Annotated in this window: 18 protein-coding genes and 1 pseudogene; 13 read left to right on the forward strand and 6 right to left on the reverse strand. The window is 73.1% G+C overall.

Features of this window, described 5'->3' with window-relative positions; all coding sequences use genetic code 11:
- Positions 1 to 3 precede the first annotated feature (3 nt).
- The 8 genes from ACFXHB_RS24485 (at position 4) to ACFXHB_RS24520 (ending at position 4,588) form a co-directional block, all read left to right on the forward strand.
- Positions 4 to 852, forward strand: coding sequence for a helix-turn-helix domain-containing protein (locus ACFXHB_RS24485; RefSeq protein ID WP_380576747.1), 849 nt, complete (start codon positions 4 to 6; stop codon positions 850 to 852).
- A gap of 161 nt (positions 853 to 1,013) precedes the next feature.
- Positions 1,014 to 1,175: a hypothetical protein gene (locus tag ACFXHB_RS24490; RefSeq protein ID WP_380576748.1), complete on the forward strand. Its 162-nt coding sequence runs from the start codon at positions 1,014 to 1,016 to the stop codon at positions 1,173 to 1,175.
- Between the two features lie 47 nt (positions 1,176 to 1,222).
- Positions 1,223 to 1,393 carry a hypothetical protein gene (locus ACFXHB_RS24495; RefSeq protein WP_380576749.1) on the forward strand — a complete coding sequence of 57 codons (171 nt, stop codon included), beginning with the start codon at positions 1,223 to 1,225 and terminating at the stop codon, positions 1,391 to 1,393.
- Positions 1,390 to 1,692: a hypothetical protein gene (locus ACFXHB_RS24500; RefSeq protein ID WP_380576750.1), complete on the forward strand. Its 303-nt coding sequence runs from the start codon at positions 1,390 to 1,392 to the stop codon at positions 1,690 to 1,692. The genes ACFXHB_RS24495 and ACFXHB_RS24500 overlap by 4 nt, the downstream gene beginning before the upstream one ends.
- 6 nt (positions 1,693 to 1,698) lie before the next feature.
- Positions 1,699 to 1,848 carry a hypothetical protein gene (locus ACFXHB_RS24505; protein WP_380576751.1) on the forward strand — a complete coding sequence of 50 codons (150 nt, stop codon included), beginning with the start codon at positions 1,699 to 1,701 and terminating at the stop codon, positions 1,846 to 1,848.
- A 130-nt stretch (positions 1,849 to 1,978) separates the two neighbouring features.
- Positions 1,979 to 2,275 carry a hypothetical protein gene (locus ACFXHB_RS24510; protein WP_380576752.1) on the forward strand — a complete coding sequence of 99 codons (297 nt, stop codon included), beginning with the start codon at positions 1,979 to 1,981 and terminating at the stop codon, positions 2,273 to 2,275.
- A 114-nt stretch (positions 2,276 to 2,389) separates the two neighbouring features.
- Positions 2,390 to 3,316, forward strand: a complete 927-nt coding sequence (locus tag ACFXHB_RS24515; RefSeq protein ID WP_380576753.1) for a hypothetical protein — start codon at positions 2,390 to 2,392, stop codon at positions 3,314 to 3,316.
- Between the two features lie 36 nt (positions 3,317 to 3,352).
- The gene (locus ACFXHB_RS24520; protein WP_380576754.1) at positions 3,353 to 4,588 is read left to right on the forward strand and encodes a tetratricopeptide repeat protein; all 1,236 of its coding nucleotides are present in this window, start codon (positions 3,353 to 3,355) and stop codon (positions 4,586 to 4,588) included.
- Between the two features lie 69 nt (positions 4,589 to 4,657).
- Here the strand turns inward: ACFXHB_RS24520 and ACFXHB_RS24525 are convergent, their stop codons facing one another.
- The 4 genes and pseudogenes from ACFXHB_RS24525 to ACFXHB_RS24540 all read right to left on the reverse strand — a co-directional run bounded on the left by ACFXHB_RS24525 (position 4,658) and on the right by ACFXHB_RS24540 (position 7,837).
- Complete coding sequence (locus tag ACFXHB_RS24525) at positions 4,658 to 4,861, reverse strand: hypothetical protein (protein WP_380576755.1); 204 nt, start codon at positions 4,859 to 4,861, stop codon at positions 4,658 to 4,660.
- A gap of 198 nt (positions 4,862 to 5,059) precedes the next feature.
- Positions 5,060 to 5,278, reverse strand: a pseudogene (locus ACFXHB_RS24530) (hypothetical protein); the annotation flags it as partial.
- Positions 5,279 to 5,698: 420 nt separating this feature from the next.
- A complete protein-coding gene (locus ACFXHB_RS24535) occupies positions 5,699 to 6,898 on the reverse strand; it encodes an SDR family oxidoreductase (protein ID WP_380576756.1) in 1,200 nt (399 codons plus the stop codon).
- Positions 6,899 to 7,255: 357 nt separating this feature from the next.
- Positions 7,256 to 7,837, reverse strand: coding sequence for a TetR/AcrR family transcriptional regulator (locus ACFXHB_RS24540; protein WP_380576757.1), 582 nt, complete (start codon positions 7,835 to 7,837; stop codon positions 7,256 to 7,258).
- 326 nt (positions 7,838 to 8,163) lie between these two features.
- Here ACFXHB_RS24540 and ACFXHB_RS24545 point away from each other — a divergent pair, with 326 nt between their 5' ends.
- From ACFXHB_RS24545 to ACFXHB_RS24555, 3 genes are all read left to right on the forward strand, one after another.
- Entirely contained in the window at positions 8,164 to 8,628 is a 465-nt protein-coding gene (locus ACFXHB_RS24545; RefSeq protein WP_380576758.1) for a hypothetical protein, read from the forward strand.
- Between the two features lie 422 nt (positions 8,629 to 9,050).
- On the forward strand, positions 9,051 to 10,988 hold the full coding sequence (locus ACFXHB_RS24550) for a glycerophosphodiester phosphodiesterase (protein ID WP_380576759.1): 1,938 nt from the start codon (positions 9,051 to 9,053) through the stop codon (positions 10,986 to 10,988).
- A gap of 358 nt (positions 10,989 to 11,346) precedes the next feature.
- Positions 11,347 to 12,306, forward strand: coding sequence for a D-2-hydroxyacid dehydrogenase family protein (locus ACFXHB_RS24555; RefSeq protein WP_380576760.1), 960 nt, complete (start codon positions 11,347 to 11,349; stop codon positions 12,304 to 12,306).
- A 149-nt stretch (positions 12,307 to 12,455) separates the two neighbouring features.
- On the opposite strand, the gene ACFXHB_RS24560 is transcribed toward ACFXHB_RS24555, so the two are convergent.
- Positions 12,456 to 14,048, reverse strand: a complete 1,593-nt coding sequence (locus ACFXHB_RS24560) for a M4 family metallopeptidase (protein ID WP_380576761.1) — start codon at positions 14,046 to 14,048, stop codon at positions 12,456 to 12,458.
- Between the two features lie 156 nt (positions 14,049 to 14,204).
- On the opposite strand from ACFXHB_RS24560, the gene ACFXHB_RS24565 reads away from it, so the two are divergent.
- Positions 14,205 to 14,606: a GNAT family N-acetyltransferase gene (locus tag ACFXHB_RS24565; protein ID WP_380576762.1), complete on the forward strand. Its 402-nt coding sequence runs from the start codon at positions 14,205 to 14,207 to the stop codon at positions 14,604 to 14,606.
- 175 nt (positions 14,607 to 14,781) lie between these two features.
- Entirely contained in the window at positions 14,782 to 16,110 is a 1,329-nt protein-coding gene (locus tag ACFXHB_RS24570; RefSeq protein ID WP_380576763.1) for a hypothetical protein, read from the forward strand.
- 54 nt (positions 16,111 to 16,164) lie between these two features.
- On the opposite strand, the gene ACFXHB_RS24575 is transcribed toward ACFXHB_RS24570, so the two are convergent.
- Positions 16,165 to 18,393 (reverse strand): amino acid adenylation domain-containing protein, encoded by a 2,229-nt coding sequence (locus ACFXHB_RS24575; protein WP_380576764.1) that lies wholly within the window; start codon positions 18,391 to 18,393, stop codon positions 16,165 to 16,167.
- Positions 18,394 to 18,397 lie beyond the last annotated feature (4 nt).

An 18,397-nucleotide genomic window follows, 5' to 3' on the forward strand; every position in this document is an offset into this window, starting at 1 on the left:
GAGATGCGTACTTCCCGCTCATCGAGCGTTCAGCAGGCCCGGAAGGCTCTAGCCGAACGGCTTAAGGAGATCCGGAAGGACTCCGGGCTCACCGGGCCTGCTCTCGCCCTCGCATGCGGTTGGAGCAAGTCGAAGTGCTCCCGCATCGAGAACGCGATCACCGCACCGTCCGAGCAGGACATCAGGGATTGGTGTCGAGCGTGCGGAGCGGACGACCGCGCCGCGGACCTGGTGGCTTCCCTTCGCTCGGTGGAGACCATGTTCACCGAGTGGCGACGCATGGAGCGGAGCGGACTCAAACGCGCCCAAGAGATGGTCCTGCCGTTGTACGAGCGAACCACGCGGTTCCGGGCGTACACACCTGGCATCCTGCACGGGCTCCTTCAGACCCGGGACTACACCCGCTCGGTACTCCAGGCCACCCAACGCCGTCGCGTTGCCGTGGACGACGTGGAAGAGGCCGTGCAGGTGCGTATGGAGCGTCAGGAGATCCTGAGAGACCACGGGAAGACCTTCGCCTTCATCATCGAAGAGGCATGCCTGTACCACGGCCTCGGCGGCACGGAGGTAGCTGCCGGCCAACTCACCCACCTGATCGCCGTTGCGTCCATGGCGAACGTGAGCTTGGGGATCGTTCCGAGAGGCTACTTGCGCCACTCGATGCAGGTCGAAGCGTTCTCGCTCTACGACTCGTCACAGGCCAACGTCGAACTCGTCTCCGGGTACCTCCAGATCACACAGCCCTCCGAGGTGGCCATGTACGTCAGCCGGTTCGCGGAACTGGCCAGCGATGCCGTGCATGGCGCTGCCGCTCGCATTCTGATCACAGAGGCGATTGACTCTCTCGGGTGACGGCTGTGCAACTGTGTGCAACTTGCTGGAGAGCGTCTGGCTGAAGCTCCTACGGTCTATCACGCACCCCCACCGCCACGGCGAAGGAGGACAGACCGATAGCGAGACGCAGCCCCAGGCGCGAGTACCGCGAGACCGGAACCGCCCCGAGCAAGTACGAGTTGAGCCGGGCTCCCGCCGGTTGGAACCCGCTGGACGACTACCGGAAGGCCAACGCCGCCGGGCAGGCCCCCTCGGTGGGCACGAAGCTCCAGATCGACGCCGTTCGCGCCACCTGCTCCTGCTCGGACTGTCGAACCCGCCGCGCCGGCCTCTCGGCCTGACCAGCACCACCACATCGCACGCCCCGACCCGATGGAGAGGCGCAACTGTGAACAGTGTGATCCAGGGAGGCCCGGTCCGGCACCGCACGGACGGCTGGACGGGCACCGTTGCGGAGACCCCGAGCAAGCTGGCCAACCACGCCTGGGTAAGCCGGGATAGCTCCAGCGACACGTACCCGGAGATGGTCCTCCTGCCCGACTTGGAGCCCGCGGAGTGAGCAACCCGCTGCTACCCGTCCGCGTGACCGCGCCGCTGCCAGTCCGAGCGGACCCCCCGCCGCCGACGCCGGTCCGGTTCGCGGGTGAGGGGGTGGTCGTGGACCGCCCCGACGGCTATCGGCAGGGAACCTGCTGGGGCTGCTACCAGGAGACGCTGGTCTGCGCCGGAAGCACGCTCCAGGCCCCCGGCGAGGACCAGGCCACCTGCCACGCGATCTGCGACGACTGCATTGCCCGTGCCCGCCGGCCCCACCGCCGCGCCGCGCTGCGCGCTGCACTCGACCAGCGCCCGGCGTAGGCCGCCGTGGACGACGGACAGGAGGAGTACCGCGAGGCCGCCGACCGGGAGGCCCGTGGGCTCCCGAGGCCGCTGCCGGTCGCCATCGCCCAGACGGTAGCGATGGTCCTGCTGGCGGCGGTGGTGGCCGCGCTCGTCGCCTCCGGCCGCTTCTGACCGTGACCCCGCGCCTTTGGGCGCCCCGAACTCCCGGCCCCATCGTGAAGCGTCTGACGGGGCCGGGGCACCAACGCACGACTGCCCGCACAAACCCAGGCGGGCAGAGCCAACCCGATTGGAGAGGCACATGAGCACCGCCACCACCAAGTCCGGTGACCCGGAGGTCACCGCCCTGACCCGCCGCCTGGACCACAGCGTCCCGGACGGCGACTTCGCCCCGGAGGTCACCGCCCTGACCCGCCGCCTGGACCACAGCGTCCCGGACGGCGACTTCGCCCCGGAGGTCACCGCCCTGACCCGCCGCCTGGACCACAGCGTCCCGGACGGCGACTTCGCCCCGCAGACGGGCGTCGAGTCCCTGACCCGCCGCCTGGAGCACTTCATCCCGGACGACGACTTCGCCCCGGTGGGCACCGAGGTCTGACAGCAGTCCCCAAAGGACGCCGGTTAGTTGACGGCACCGGCGGGTCGGCGAGCGGTCCTCACCCTCGCCGACCCGCTGCCCCCAGCCGCACGCCCCGATCAAGGAGAGTCCTCGTTGAGTACCGCCATCGCCACCCGTGTCCCCGCCGGCTCCTTCTTCGACCTCGACCGCAAGGACCCGGAACTGACCAGGCTCCGCGAGCAGGGCGCCGAGTCGGCCCTCCCGTTCGCCCTGATGGAGCGCCTGGTGAAGTCGGGCACCCCCTACGCGGAGCACGCCCGCACCATGCGCAGCGAGCCCGTGAGCGTGGCCGGGGCGACGTTCGACTGGTTCGACGCCGAGCTCCCCCGTGAGATCGCGGGCGAGATCAGTTTGACGAACTACGAGATCGCCGAGCACACCGAGGAGCGCCGCGCGGCGCTGACCCACGCCCTGGACCGCCTGTCGCTGGTCCACCCCGAGGGGTTCGCCTGCGTGCGCGAGTTCGTCCGGGGGCTGCTATGGGTGGGTCTCAAGCCCGGTGTCCGCGCCTCCTCGCTGACCAGCTCCAGCGACCCGGCGCTCCCGTACGTCATCGTGTTCTCCGACAAGGCGTCCCGCCACATCCCACCGAACACCGTCAGCGAGCGTACGTCCGCCCTCTTCCTGGCCGAGAACATCCTGCACGAGGGCACGCACCAGTCGATCAGCTTTCACGTCCTCCAGCACCAGGTCTTCGCCGACGGATACGCGTCCCAGACCTCCCCCAAGATCGAGATCAAGTGGCGGGCGGGACAGGGAGAGGACCGCAACCAGTTCTGGGAGCTCGATCGGGCCTTCCACGCCACCTGCGTGTACAACCAGCTGCTCCGGTTCCGCCAGGGCGAACTGCGCCGCGACGACCTCACGCCCGCTGAGCGCGCGAGCTTCCAGGCCGCGTACGACGAGGGCCTGCCGGCCGTGCGCTACCTGATGCGCGAACTCGAACTCCTCACTGAGCACTTCACCTCCCACGGCGTGGAACTGGTGGCCGACCTGCGTCACCAGACCGACCAGCTCTGATGCCACGCTGACTGGAACCGAACGACGGAGGGTCACGTGCTGGACCACCTCATCGCCCACGACGACAACCTGCGGATGGTCCCCACCGACCGCAACGAGCTGACCACCGCCATCGGTCGGCTGCACGAGGAACTGCGGGCCCTGCCCGAGGGGAGCGACCCCTCCCGTGCCCGCATCCTGACCCGATGGATCGGCATCGGCGAGATGTGCCTGGGCCATCACGACGAGGCCCGCGCACACCTCCAGCAGGCGCTCGACCTGGCTGCGGCGATCGGTAGCACCCGCGCCGTCGTCACCACCGGGATCAACCTCGCCGACGCCCACCGCTACGCCGGAGACGTGCAGACTGCGGGCGCGCTCTACCGCAGCGCGCTGAGCACGGCACGCGGCCGGTACCCCGAACTCCTCGACTTCGCGCTCCAGCACACCGGCAAGCACCTCATGGAACGCGGCGACCTTGCCGACGCCCAGTCCCACCTGCTGGAAGCGCTGCGATTGCGGATCGCCAAGGGGAACACCGAACTGGTCGGATCCACGCAGGCCGCACTCGACCGGGTCGGCCTGCTGATCAGCCAGGCCGACGCAGCGGCGACCGACCCCGCCGCACCGAGCCGCCAGTGGACCGCATGGCTCCAGTCACGCACCACCACCAGGACGCCGGACCGATGGGCCGAGGACTTCCCCGCCCTCCAGGACGCTGTGCGCCTGCTCACCGCACAGCAGCGCGTGCACCCGCGCCACCTGCGCGACCAATCGATCCGCACCGAGCTGATCGGCGTCATGGCCAAGGAGGCCGAGCAGGCGATCGCCGTGAACGGCTACCTCCACAACGGCAAGTGGAACGCGGTAGTCGGCGACGCCGCGAACCGCTTCGCCGAGCACATCGACCTCGCCACCATCGTGGCGCGCTCCACCGGCCTGGACGTCGAACAGCCGCACAACGCCGTCTACATCGCCTACCTGGAAGAAGGGCAGTTCCTCGACTTCCACGTGGACACGATCGGGTTCGGCGAAGCCAACCTGATCCTCTGCCTCAAACACGAGCACCCCACCGGCCAGTCCAAGGTCAGCACCACCGTCTTCATCACCGCTGACGGCTACCTCGAATGCGCCCTCGCCACCGGCGACTGCGTCGTCTTCGACGGCGCGCTCACACCCCACGGCCGTACACCCCTCAGCGCCGGAGAGAGCGTCACCCTCATCAGCTTCGGGTTCCGCGCGCGTGATCGAACTCTGCGGACCGTCACGAACCTCCCGCCGGCCCCGGCATAGTGCCGCTGTCCCCAGCCGACCACCCTTGATCCGCCTCATGCACAACCGGAGCACCACATGGAACGGGCCCTATTCATCGTCGTCCTGGCCACCTACATGGCGACCGGTGTCCGCTTCTACCGCGAAGAGGTGGACGATACGACCGACCTGGCCAAGGCGATGGGCGGCACCGGCGTTCCTGGCAAGCTCCGGTACGTCCGCGTCGGTGAGCACCGAACGGTCGAGGTTTGGCAACGCGGCCTCTGCATCGACGTCCGCGTGATCGACCAGCACTGGCCATGTCGCACCCCCCGCCGTCCTCAACCCCCAGCGGCGGGCACGCCCCCTCCTGCTGCTGCCCCCACAGTCGCAGGAGGGGGCCTTTTCGTGAGGCCGGGGCCGAACAGCAAGGGGCCACTGGCCAGTCGTAGCCCCTTGCACCTCAGCTCATTTCCGCAGGTCGGGAACAAGGTGCAAGCGCGGTGCGTTCTTCCAGGTCGTGGCCCAGGCCAGATCGCACGGCAGTGCCGCCAATCGGGCGCCGTGCGCGGGATTGATCCTGGCCAGCAGGGGATTGGCGCCGGTCTCCTGCGCGGGGCTACTGGGATGCGTGGGATAGGTCGGATACTCCTGCGCCGCCGGGCCTCCGAACGGAATGAGTGGTCCGTCGACATCGAGGAAGAGCAGCGGGGGCCGCGGGGAACCGGTCACGGTGGAACGATAGCGACCCCGTCGGCCCGGCCCCGGCTCGATGAGGGCTCGGCCGGTAGGGCGACTGGCAGCAGGCTGCCCGTAACCGGATCCTCGGCCTGGTCCGGGCCTGATCCGGGCCTGGTCCCGCGAGCTTCGTCGGCGCCGGGCTCATGGCCGTCGACCGGCGGGCGGCGGTTTGCTCGGTGAGGTGCTCCTTCCGCCTGATGCGCCTGATCCGCTTGTCCGCTTGTCGTTTGTCCGTGCAAGGGGCGGACTGGCGACGGCTGGGCCTCGGCCGGGGGAGGGCGCTGGGTCGGTTCCTCCGGGGGGCGGATGGTCCGAGGGCCGGGCGCTCCCGGGGTGTTGGGTGACGCGCGGTCGGGCGGGGGCCGAGGTTCCGCCCGACCGGGCCAGCGTTCAGTGGTGATCGGGCACGGTTCAGCGACGCCGGTCGGTGGCTCGGCCGGTCCGGCTGAACCTGCCGAGTCGGCCGGGGCGGCCGGGGCGGGAAGCGGCACCCTCGTCGGCCCCGCCCTCGCCGAAGCCGTCGGCGACCAGGCAGGTGGCCCAGCGGCGCAGTGTCTCGGCGACGGGTGGGTGCCGGAGGCCGGCGGACCGGGCCAGCCGGTCGGCGGAGGCGGTGTCGTAGCTGTCCTCGGAGAGGAAGCCGAGCGTCTCCGGGTCGGCGCCGGTCAGGGCGCGGGGCAGTCGGCGGACCAGGCCGACCGGGACGAGGGCCCGGGGTGCGGGGACGCCGAGGTGATCGGCCAGTAGTGCCACGAGTTCCGGCAGGGGCGGTGTCGCGGGGTCGAGCACGGTGTGGGAGTGCGCCGGGCCGTCGTCGAACTCCGGCACGGCGGCGAGGAAACGGGCGAGGTGGTCGACCGCGACGACCGGCAGGAAGGTCCGTGCCGTGCCGGGGAGCAACGGCATTCGGCGGCGCGCGAGTTGGCGGACCAGATCGGCCGGGCCGAGGTACTGTCCGGCCTCGCCGGTGACCGAGTGGCCGATCACGCTGCTCGGATTGACCGTGGTGAGCGGTACGCCGAGCCGGGCGGCCGTGACGCGGACGGCGGCGTCGCCCACTTGCTTGGAGGCCTCGTAGGCGCCGAGACGGCGGTAGAGCGCGTCGGTCTCGGCGGCCGGCAGGGGGTGGCGAGGCGCCGGGTCCCGGCCGACCCGGTAGCCGGAGAGGTGGACCAGCCGTCGGAGCCTCGGCCGGGCGGCGGCCCAGTGCAGCACGTGCAGGGCGCCGTCGACGTTGACGGCGTGCGCCTCGGCGCGGTCCAGGCCGAACCGGTAGAGGGCGGCGAGGTTGTGGATGTCGCGGACGTCGGCCAGCCGGGCCTCATCCGTCGCGGTGAGGCCCAGGTCGGGGCGAGTGAGGTCGGCGGTGACAGTGGTCAGCACGGTGTCGTCGGCGCCGTGTTCGCGGAGCCACCGGCGGAGCTGCTCGTCCCGTACGGTTCCATGCCCACCCCGGACCCCGACGGCCACCGGCTCGCCGCGGTCGAGGAGTTCGAGGACCAGCCAGCGGCCGAGGAAGCCGGTCGCACCGAGGACCAGGGTGCGCGGTTGGGGTTGTGGGTGGGGCTGTAGTTGAGGGTCGGACTCAGGGGTGGGGGTGGTGCTGTTCACGGGTTCACTCCTTGTCAGTAGACCGGTCTACATAATTTCTGGGCAAAATAGGTAGACCGATCGGCATATTTTGGGCGAATGCCGAGGCGTGGCCGGGTGGGGCGGTGTAAGTGGTCGACTTATTCAGTAGACCGGTCGGTATATTCCTTGAGCATGTGTCAACTGGTGAGCTGGGGGGAGTTACGGGAGCCGCCGGAGCCGCCGGAGCCGCGCGAGTGCTGAGGAGGGCGGGGTGGCAGGGGGGCGGTCCGTGGTCATGAGGTCGGGCCCGCGCAACCGGGCCCGCGCAACCTGTTCCGGGCCTGCGGTGTCAGGCCCGGGTGACCGGCCCGGGGCGGCACGCCGCCTCCGGTGCGGTCACTTCCGCTTCGCGCCGAGCAGGTGGCGCACGGCGTGCCGGGCGTCCTCCAGGGGGCGGCGGTCGCGTCGGACCCGGGCGAGCAGCACCGCCCCTTCGAGCAGGGCGAGTGCCTGGCCCGAGGCGGTCTCCGCCTCGGCGGGGCCGAAGCCGTCGGCGACCAGTCGCTCGGTGAGCGCCAGTTGCCAGCTCCCGTACACCTCGGCGCAGACGCGGCGCAGTACCTCGTTGCCGCCCGACACCTCCAGGCCGACGGTCGCGATCGGGCAGCCCTTGGTGTAGCCGGACTCCTCCAGGCGGGCGACGAAGACGTCGACGAGCCGGTCGAGGAGTGCCGTCGCGTCCGGGCCGCGACCGGCCGGTGACCGGAGGAGTTCCTCGATCTCCTGGCCCGCCTGGACGAGGGCGGCGGCGACCAGTTGGTCCTTGCCCTCGGGGAAGTGGAAGTAGAGGGAGCCGCGCGGTGCGCCGCTCTCCGCCACGATCTGGTTGAGGCCGGTGCCGAAGTAGCCCTGCGCCTCGATCAGGTTGCGCGCGCCGGCGATCAGCCGGGCGCGGGTCTCTTCTCCCTTGACTCCCATGCGGAAACAGTAGACCGGTCTGTATATTTCTGTCGACTCCCGGTCGTCCGGTGCTCCGATGGTCGTGGGAGGCCACAGGGCCGCGGCCCGCGGTTCCGGGGGCCGGCCGGCGGCCGGTGAGCGTGGAGCAGAGCGTGGGGACGTGGGGTTCGACGGCCGTGGGAGGAGCGTGCCGTGACGGCGGGCCGGTGGGAGCAGGTCGTGAGCCGCCCGGGTACAGGGTGCCGCCCGGGCACCGGGGGCCGGCCGGTGACGTGCGGAGGCCGTGCGCACGCCTGAAGCGCCGCCCCTCCCTCGGCGTGTCCGGCACCGTTACAGTCTCGACGGTGGAGATCTGGACGGAACATCCTGCCAAGACCGACGTCGAAGCGGCCGTCCGCCGCTACTTCGGCCTGCTGCGTGCCGGGAGGATCCCCGAGGCCGAGCGGATCGTCGAGCACGCACCGGTCCGTCACGTCCTCAAGTCACTCTGGTCCGGCTCGGTCGGAGCGGAGGCCGAGGCCGATACGGACGCCGAGGCGAACGCCGACGCCGACGCGGAGCCGGACACGCAGCCGGACATGGACGCCGACGCGAGCCGGTCGAGCGGCAGCCGCGCCGGCGCCGCGTGGGAGCGGGACCTGTCCTGGCTCGGCGCACTCGATCTCGGGGACTTCCGCTGGGGGCACACCGGCAGCAATCTCTACGTACACGTCACCTACCGCGCGCGGACGATGGACGTGGCACTGGGCTTCTGGGTCAAGCCCGTCGACACCGGTTGGGTGCTCGCGGGTCCGTCGACCCTCTGGTAGGACACCCGAAAGAGCGGCTCGATGGGGGGCGGCGGATGAACGCGTCGGCCCACCTCGCTCCGCCCTCTGCCCGCTCCCGCCCGCCCCGTGGCCGCCCTGTGCCGGCTCCGCGACCCGCGACTCCGGGTTCGGAGTACCGTCAATCGTCACGGGCGATTGGCGGAGTAGTGGCTTCCGGTTCGGCAGCCGCCCCTAGCCTGCCGACCATGACACCCAGTCACCCCCCGCGCACCGCCCGCTCGGAAGCCGCCCGGCCGGATGCCACTCCCTCGGAAGTCGCCCGGCCGGATGCCACTCTCTCGGAAGCGGCTCGCCCGGAAGGCACTCGACCGGAAGCCGCCCGCCCCGGCGCGACCCACCCGCCCGTCGCCCGTCGACGGGGTCGGCGCCCCGCGCGCCGCCGGCCGGCCACCGGTCGCCCGGTGGGCCGTCCGGCCGGCCTGGTCGCCGCCCTGGTCGCCACCGCGCTCGGCCTCACCACCGTCGCCCTGACCGCCCCCACCGCCGTGTCGGCCCCTGCCGTGTCCGCGCCCGCCGGTACGCCCGCCCCTGCCGCTACGCCCGCTCCCGCGCCCGGTGAGGTCGTCGTCTCCGAGACCTTCTCCGCCGCCGGCCTCCCGGCCGGCTGGAACGCCGTCGAAGGCGACTGGAAGGTGGCGAACGGTCGACTGGTCGGCACCTCCGCCACCTCCGGCCAGCAGAGCCGGATCACCTTCGGCCGCCACCTCGACGACTTCCGCTTCGAGGCCACCGCCCGGTTCGAGAGCGTCCAGGACGCCGCCCGCTGGACGGCGCTCGGCCTGGACGTCCCGGCGGGCGGCGCGACCCCGTGGTCCATCGCCACGATGCGCAGCGGCACCACCGCCGCCAACGGCCTGGAGTTCGCCCGGCGCACCACCGGCAACGCGTGGAACGTCACCAACACCGCCGCCGCCCCCACCGCGGCCGGCACCGGCCGCGATGTGCGGATCGCCGTCGAGGTGCACGGCGGCAGCGCCCGCTGGATCTTCGAGGGCCGGGAGGCGATGCGCACCACCCAGGTCGCCCGCAGCGCGGACGGCGGCCAGGCGTTGGTGGTGAACGGGGCGCAGGTGTCGTTCGACGACGTCAAGATCACCGCGCTCGCCCCGGGGGCCTGGATCCGTCCGTCCGGTTCGCCGCTGACCGTGTTCGCCCACCGAGGCGCCTCCGCCGCTGCCCCGGAGAACACCCTGGTCTCCGACGAGGTCGCCCGCCGCGGCGGCGCCGAGTGGATCGAGAACGACGTCCAGCCGAGCAAGGACGGCGTCCCCTACGTCCTGCACGACGACACCGTGGACCGCACGACCAACGGCAAGGGCAGGATCCGCGACCTGACGGCCGCCCAACTGGACGCGCTGGACGCCGGCTCCTGGTTCGGTCCGGTCTACGCGGGTGCGCGGGTGCCGACCCTGGCTGCCCAGCTGGACGACCTGCGCGGTCGCGGCGGCAGCCTGCTGCTGGAGATCAAGGGCCGGCACAGCCGCGACGAGGTGGCCCGGATCGTCAAGGAGATCCGCGACCACGGCATGGCCAACCGCGTCTTCGTCCAGAGCTTCGAGGTGGACGCCCTGCGCTTCACCCGCGAACTGGCGCCCGAACTGCCGCTCGGCCTGCTCCGCGGTGAGCTGGACACCGACCCGGTGGCGATCTCCCGGGAGCTCGGCCTGGCCGCCTACAACCCGGCCGACGGCGCGCTGTCGGCCCGGATCGGGGTGGTGAAGGACCTGCACGCGGCCGGGGTGGCCGTCAACGTCTGGACGGTGGACGCGGCGGCCCGCTGGAAGGCGCTGGAGGCGGCCGGCGTGGACGGTGTCATCACCAACCGCCCGGCGGAGCTGTCCGGTTGGAACTCCGCCTGGCTGCAGGGCGGCACCGTGGCGCCGCCGGCCGCGCCGCAGGTGACGATCGCCTCGCCGGCCGCCGGTGCCGCGCTGGACCGCGCGCAGCGGCAGGCCGTGGCGGTGCGGTCCAGCGGGGCGGACACGGTGAAGCTGATCCTGGACGGCCGGGAGCTGCCTCCCGGCGCCGGGTCGGACGCCGTGCTCGACGGGACCGGGCTCGCGCTCGGACGCCACACCCTGCGCGCCGAGGCGACCGGACCGGGCGGCCGGGCCGAGGCGGTCACCGAGTTCACCGTGGTCGCGACGCCGACCGGGTTGGCCTCGCTGATCCTCACCTCCGGCGCGGACCGCAACGCGGTGGCGACCCTCACCGTCATGCTCGGTCAGGGCCAGTACGAGCCGCTCGCCCGCTGGGCCGAGAACCAGGCCGGCCGTTCCGTCCCCGCCGACCGCGCCCGGCTGATCGCCGCCGACGCCGCGGCCCTCGCCCAGGGCTGACCCGGCGCGGTCGCGGACGTCCTGCGAGGGCCGGCCCCGGCAGGACGTCCGCCGCGCCACGCGGCACCCCACCCGCACCGGCACCCTCCACACCCACCACCGAACCGCGCGCGACGCGATCCGACGCCGTCCACCGGTCGGGCATCGGCGGGGCCGCCCACGCCCGGGGGAGCCGGCGTCCGACGCCGTGGCCACCCCGGTTCGGCTCCGGGGCCGGGGTCGTCCACGCCCGGGGGAGCCGGTCCCCACCGCCGGGCGTCCCGGCCACCCGGTGCGCGACGTCCTCGCCCGGCGCGGCTCGCCGGGGACTTCGCGCACCCGGGCCGGCCCGCCCGGGGCGGTCTGCGAGAGTGCCGGTATGAGACTTCGCTGCGCCTTACTCGACGACTACCAGGGTGTCGCGACGAGCATCGTCGACTGGTCACCGGTGACCGACCGGGTGGAGCTGACCGCCTTCCCCGAGCACTTCGGCTCTGAGGACGAACTGGTCCGAGCCGTCGGCGACTTCGACATCATCGTGACCCTGCGCGAGCGGGTGGCCTTCCCGGCCGCGCTGTTCGCCCGACTGCCCCGGCTGCGGCTGCTGGTCGCCTCCGGGATGCGCAACACGGTCATCGACCACGCGGCCGCCCGTGCGCACGGGGTGACGGTCTGCGGGACGGCTGGTTCCAGCACTCCGCCGGTGGAGCTGACCTGGGCGTTGCTGCTCGGCCTTGCCCGGGGCATCGTCGCGGAGAACGACGCGTTGCGCGCGGGCGGTCCGTGGCAGAGCACCCTCGGCGCGGACCTGGCCGGCCGGCGGCTGGGGCTGCTCGGCCTGGGCAAGATCGGCGCCCTGGTGGCCCGGGTCGGCCTCGCCTTCGGCATGGACGTGGTCGCCTGGAGCCCGAACCTGACCGAGGCGCGGGCCGTGGAGGTCGGCGTCCGGCGGGCCGCCGGAAAGGAGGAACTGCTGCGCGGGAGCGACTTCGTCTCCGTGCACCTGGTGCTTGGTGACCGCAGCCTGGGTCTGCTCGGCAAGGAGGAGTTCGCGATGATGAAGCCGCGGGCGTATCTGGTGAACACCTCGCGGGCGGCGATCGTCGATCAGGAGGCGCTGCTCGCGGCCCTGACCGAGGGCCGGATCGCGGGTGCGGCGGTGGACGTGTTCGAGGTCGAACCGCTGCCTGCCGACCACCCGTTGCGCACGGCGCCCCGGTTGCTGGCGACCCCGCACCTCGGCTACGTCTCGGGAGACACCTACCGGACGTACTACGGCCAGGCGGTGGAGGACATCGAGGCGTTCCTCGCGGGTGCCCCGGTCCGCGTGCTGGGCTGAGCGGTCGCCGGGTCGCCGGGTCGCCGGGTCGAGCGAACGCCCGGTCGCCCCGCCACCCGATGGGTCCGCCCGGGCGAACGCCGGCGGCCCGCCACCCCGGTGACCAACCCGGGGCGACGGGCCGCGGCGGTGCGCGGGGGAGCGGGTCGTCAGGCGACCGAGACGGCGCTCCAGGCGGCCGCGACGGCCTTGTACTCGGCGCTGGTCGCGCCGTACAGGTCCTTCGCCGCGTTCAGGGACGCGGTACGGGCGCCCTTGTAGTTGGTGGTGGACGTCATGTAGACGGTCAGCGCGCGGTACCAGATCTTGGCGACCTTCTGGTTGCCGATGCCGGTCACCGCGGAGCCGTTGCAGGTGGGGCTGTTGTAGGTGTAGCCGTTGATGGTCTTGCTGCCGCTGCCCTCGCTGGCGAGGTAGAACCAGTGGTTGCCGACGCCGGAGGAGTTGTGCACGTCGAGCTGCCCGACCTTGCTGGTCCAGCAGTCGGCGGACGCGCCGTCCAGCGAGGGCTTGTCCATCCGGCGCAGCCACGGCGGGGTGGACTGGTCGCTGAACAGGTAGTCGGGGGTGTCGACCTTGCTGTTGGCGTACCACTCGACCATGGTGCCGAAGATGTCGCTGGTGGCCTCGTTGAGGCCGCCGGACTCGCCGCTGTAGCGGAGGTTGGCGGTCGCGCTGGTGACGCCGTGGGTCATCTCGTGGCCCATGGTGTCGAGGTCGACCTGCTCCGGGTCGGTGGTGCCGTCGCCGTCACCGGTCATCATGCAGAAGCAGCTGTCGGACCACTGGGCGTTGTCCCACTTGGTGCCGACGTGCACGAAGACGGTGGCGCCCTTGCCGTCGTTCTTGATGCCGTTGCGGCCGAAGGTGTTCTTGTAGTAGTCGTACGTCCAGGCGGTGTTGGCGTGGGCGTCGACGGCGGCGGTGGCGCGGTCGGTGGAGAACTTCCGCCCGTCGCCCCAGACGTTGTCCGTGTCGGTGAACAGCGTTCCGGAACTCGCGGTGAGCGAGCCCGCCGAGATGTTGTGGGCGTCCTTGGTGATGTGCTTGCGCACCGGGTCGATCAGCGCGTACCCGCCGGACTGGGCGGTGGTGTCGATGGTGATGTCGCCGGTGTACTCGGAGTGGCCGGTGCCGCTGGCCTGGTGCTCGGCGTCGTAACTCTCGATCTGCTCGCCGGTGGAGGCGTCGGTGACGACGACCTTGCCGGCGGGCTGGCCGTGGTCGCCGACACCGGCGACGGTGGTCTTCCAGGCGAGCCGCGGCGTGCCGTCGGCGGCCCAGACGACCAGTTCGGGGGAGCTGGTCGCGGAACCGATGGCCGGCGCCGCCTGGAGCGCGCGGCTCGCGGTGGTCTGTGCCGGGACGCTCGGGACGATGGACTTCACCGAGGCGTCGTGGGCCGCCGCGCGGGAGGAGTCCTTGAGCCGGCCGCGCGCGTCCTGGTGCACCACCAGGTCGCCGCCGACGACGGGCAGGCCCTGGTAGGTGCGGTCGAAGCGGACGTGCTGGGTGCCGTCGGCGTCGATGACGACGTCCTTGACCTGAAGGTCCTGGCCGTCGCCGAAGCCGAACACTCCGGCGTTGTGGGTGACGTTGGCCCTGGCCAGGGCGATCGCCGCGGCCCGGTCGGCGGGGGCGGCGGATGCCGTGCCGGCCTGGAAGGTGGCGGCGACGAGCGCGGCGGTGACCGCGAGGGCTCCGGCCGCGAGGTGGCGGCGGTGAGAGGAGGTGGGGCTCACTCTGACTCCAGTCGGGGTAGCTGCAGGGAAAGAGCTGGGTCAGAGATTGACGGTGAACAGCCAAGCTCGGCTAGACGTCGGACCAGATCTTGACCAATCTGTGTCCTGTACCGATCAGATTTGATCGAATGTGAATGAGCTTTGGAGGAGTGGGCCGTGACGATCTGCCACCGCTGGCGCGGCGCCTTCGGCAACGACGAACTCGCCGCCCTGCACGCCGAGGGCTTCGGCGGGCCCGTCGAGCCGGTCGACTGGCGCGACCGGCTGGAGCGGCACAGCCTGGGCTGGGTCTGTGCCCGCCCGGCCGACGGCGGTGCACTGGTCGGCTTCGTCAACGTCGCCTGGGACGGCGGCACCCACGCCTTCCTGCTGGACACCGTCGTCGCCGCCGGGCACCGGCACGGCGGGGTGGGCGCCCGGCTGGTCGCCACCGCCGCCGAGGGTGCCCGCGCCGCCGGCTGCGCCTGGCTGCACGTCGACTTCGAGGAGCACCTGCGCCCCTTCTACCTGGACGCCTGCGGCTTCCGCCCCACCGCCGCCGGCCTGCTCAGCCTCTGACACCCCGTCGGTCCGGTGACCGGTTCTCCTCCGACACCCCGTCGGTCCGGGATTCCTCGGATGCCTCGCCGGCCCGGCTCCCCTCCGACGCCCCGTCGGTCCGCTGCCCCCTCGACGGCCGGGAGCGTTCGCCGACCACCTGCGGCCGGCCCCCGCCGGGCCGTACGCTCGCGGGATGGACGGATGGCTGGGGGCCTGGACCGGCGGACGGCGGGCCGTGCACCTCGGCAACGTCGCCGACTTCAACGAGCAGTTCTTCGCGCCCGGGATGGACGCCGCCCAGCGGGCCCGGCGGCTGCGCCAGGCACACCACTACGCCGGCATGGCGAGTTGCTACAGCCCCGAGCCGGCCCTGGTGGTGCTGCCGGGCGAGGTCGAACGGGCCTGGATCGACTGGCTCGCGCGGGAGTTGGAGTGGGGGCCGGTCGAGCTGTACAGCGGGATCGCGCCGGAGCGGACGCTCGCGCGGGCGCTCGCCGAGCGGCCGGCCCTGGCGGCGCGGATCGCCGCCGGCGGCCTGCCGGTGCTGCCCTGGGGGCGGACGGCCGCGCAGGGGGAGGGGAGCGCGCTGGCCGCCGTACGGCGCTACGAGTCCAAGGCCGCCGCGCACGACCTGTTCACCGCACTGGCCCCGGCGCACCCCGGGATCGTCGTCCCCCGGCAGGAGCGGCCGGGCTCGGCCCGTCTCGCCGCCCGTCGGCTCACCGCCCGGGCGGGCCGGGGCCTCACCACCGTCCTGAAGAGCCCGCACGGCGTCGGCGGCTACGGGACGGCCGTGGTCACCCCGCGGGAGGTGTTCGCGGCCGGCGGCGGCCGGGCCCTGCTGCGGCGGCTGGCCGGGGCCGAACTGCTGCCGGCCGGTGGGGACCTGCTGCTGGAGGAGTACATCGACGGTGGCCGGGCCGACCGGCTGCGCGATCTCACCTTCGACGCCGTGATCGGTGACGACGGCCGCGTGCACCCGGTCGGCGTCGGTGAGATGGCGGTGGACGGCACCCGCTACCAGGGGGTCACGGTCGGCCCGGGGGTGGTGCCGCCCGGGGCGGCGGCGACCGCCGAGCGGTTCGGACTCGCGGTCGGCGAGCGGCTCGCCGCCGAGGGCCATCGCGGCTGGTTCGACGTCGACTTCGTCACCGACCGGGAGCGCAGGCTCGCCCCCACCGAGATCAACCTGCGGCTCACCGGGCCGGCCGTCGCCTTCGTGCTGCGGACCCGGCTCGACCTGGTCCGCGGTGCCGGCCACCTGGTGCGTACCGTGGACGCGCTGCCGCTCGGCGCCCGGATCTCCCAGGAGGCGCTCCACGACCACCTGGACCGGTTGCGCCCGCACTGCGCCCGGCTGGGTGTCACCGTCCTCCCGCTGGTGCCGACGGCGGGCTACGAGCCGGAGCCCACCGTCGGTCTGGCGCTCGCCGCGCGCGGGGCGGAGGCGCTGGACGCCGGGCAGGCGCTGATCGGCGCCGGCAACCACGCGCTGGGCCGGATGTTCGAGGCGCTGCGCTGAGCGGTACCGGCGGCGGGCGCCGCCCGCGCCGAGAACTGTCGCGCCGACCGTGCCTCACGTCCGTTCGGACGGCGGCCGCCAGGCGAGGAAGCGGACCACGATCACGGCCGCCGCCATCAGCGCGATGTTGAAGACGTAGACCAGGACCGACTGCCGCGGCCAGTCCGTGGGCGAGCTGGTCCGGTAGAGGTTGTCCTGCGGCCACCAGGAGGCGAGCAGCCAGAACACCGACAGCCGGGCCGCGACCGAGAGGCCCGGCGGCCGGCCGTACCGGGCGATCACCGCTCGTCCGGCCGTCAGGAAGGCGGCGCCCAGGCCGAAGGAGAGCCACTCGGCGCAGTACAGGACGCGGAAGTACCCGGAGTAGGGGTCGGGCACCGCGGCGAGGTCGGTGGAGCCGGGCCAGAGCGAGTCGGTGACCAGCCAGGCCACGAAGGCGAAGGGCAGGGCGAGGAGGGTCCAGCCGCAACCGGACAGGCCCGGCTCGCCGGCTCCGCCCGCGCGCCCCACCCCGGCCGTGCCGCCACCCGTACCGCCGCCCTTGAGGCTGCCCTTGAGGCCCGCCCCGCTCTCGCCGCCCTTTCCGGCCCGGGGGCCGGTGAAGTGGCGCGGCGCCGGCAGCGGCAGGGAGCCGCGGTCGAGCTTGCCGGCCCGGGTGCGGGGGAGCGCGGGCAGCGGCACCACGGCGGCGGGCCGGGCACCGGCGGGCAGGCGCTTCGTCAGATGGGCGGAGAGCGACCACGCGTCGGCCCCTTCGGCCGCCGGGGCGGTCACCGCGTAGCCGACCAGGGTGCGCCGCCCCGGTTCCGGTTCCACCTCGGCCACGGCGGCCTCCCGGACGGCCGGGTGCGAGCGCAGCACGCCCTCGGCGGCCGCGGCCGCGGTGACCCGTTCGACCACGGCGGCGGCCCCGGCGGATTCGACCGGCCCGAGCACGGCCTCGGCGCGCGCGGTGAACTCCAGCACGCCGTCCTCGCGGACCCGCCCGAGGTCGCCGGTCAGCAGGATCCGGCCGTCCGGGTCGAAGACGGCGGGCCGCAGCCGACGGGTCGTCTCCTCGGGCCGGTTCAGATAGCCCCGGCCCAGGCCCGCGCCGGCGACGGCGATCTCACCGACCGCGCCGGGCGGGGCCGGCTCGCCGTCCGGGCCGAGCACATGGACCCGGGCACCGGGGAAGGGCCGGCCGACCAGCGAGACCCGCTCACTGCCCTCTCCGCCCGTCGCGCCGCCCGCGTCGAAGTACGTACTGTCCACGGAGGCCTCGGCGAGGCCGTAGACGTTGAGCACCCGGACGCCGGAGCCGAGCAGCCGCTGCAGGCCCAACTGCTCGTCCAGGTACCACTTCTCGGCGCCGACGGTGAGCAGCCGCACCCCGGGCAGCGGTCCGTCCGGCAGAGGTCCCGCCGACGGCGGTGCTCCCTCCGGCGGTGCTCCCGCCGACAGCGGTCCGTCCGGCAGCGGTCCGCCGGCTGCCGCGAGGTGGTCCCGGAGCCGGCGCGCCGTGCGGACGTTCAGTTCCAGCACGGTGATGCCCTCGGCGGCCACCAGGGCGGGCAGGTCGGCGATGTCGGCGTTGCGGTCCAGGGTGAGATCGCGCGGCGCGACCACCAGGGTGGCGCCGGTGCACAGCGCGCGCACCCAGTCCGCGGTGAAGACGTCGAACTCCAGGCTCGCCGTCTGCAGGATCCGGTCCTCGGCGCGGAGCCCGTACACCGCCTGCCAGCCCCGGTGGGCGGCCAGCAGGTTGCGGTGCTCGATCAGCGCGCCGCGGGGAAGGCCGGTCGAGCCGGAGGTGAAGAAGACGCACGCCAGGTCGTCCGGCCCGGTGGCCACCGCCGGCGGCCCGGCGGGCAGCGCCGCGACCGCCCCGGCGGCCGAGTCCACGCAGACGACGGCACGGCCGCCGGCGTCCGTGAGCCGCACCCGGTGGCTCTCCTCGGTCACCACCACGGCCGGATCGGCCTCCGCGAGCACATGGCGCAGCAAGGGGTCGGGCGCCCCCGGCTCCAGCGGTACGTACGCGCCGCCGGCCTTCAGCACCGCGAGCAGCGCGACGAACACCTCGGTGCCCCGGCCCAGCGCCACCGCGGCCCGGCAGCCCGGCTCCAGCCCGACCGCCGCCAGGTGGTGGGCCAGCCGGTCCGCCCGGGCGTCCAGCTCACCGTAGGTCAGTTCCCCGGTGCCGCAGCGGACGGCGACCGTGTCCGGCGCCTGCCGCACCTGTTCCTCGAACCGTCCGTGCAGCGTCCCGGCGCGCCCCGCCGGCTCCGCGTCCCACTCCATCCGT

Source organism: Kitasatospora sp. NPDC059327, from assembly GCF_042752535.1.
Lineage (GTDB): Bacteria > Actinomycetota > Actinomycetes > Streptomycetales > Streptomycetaceae > Kitasatospora.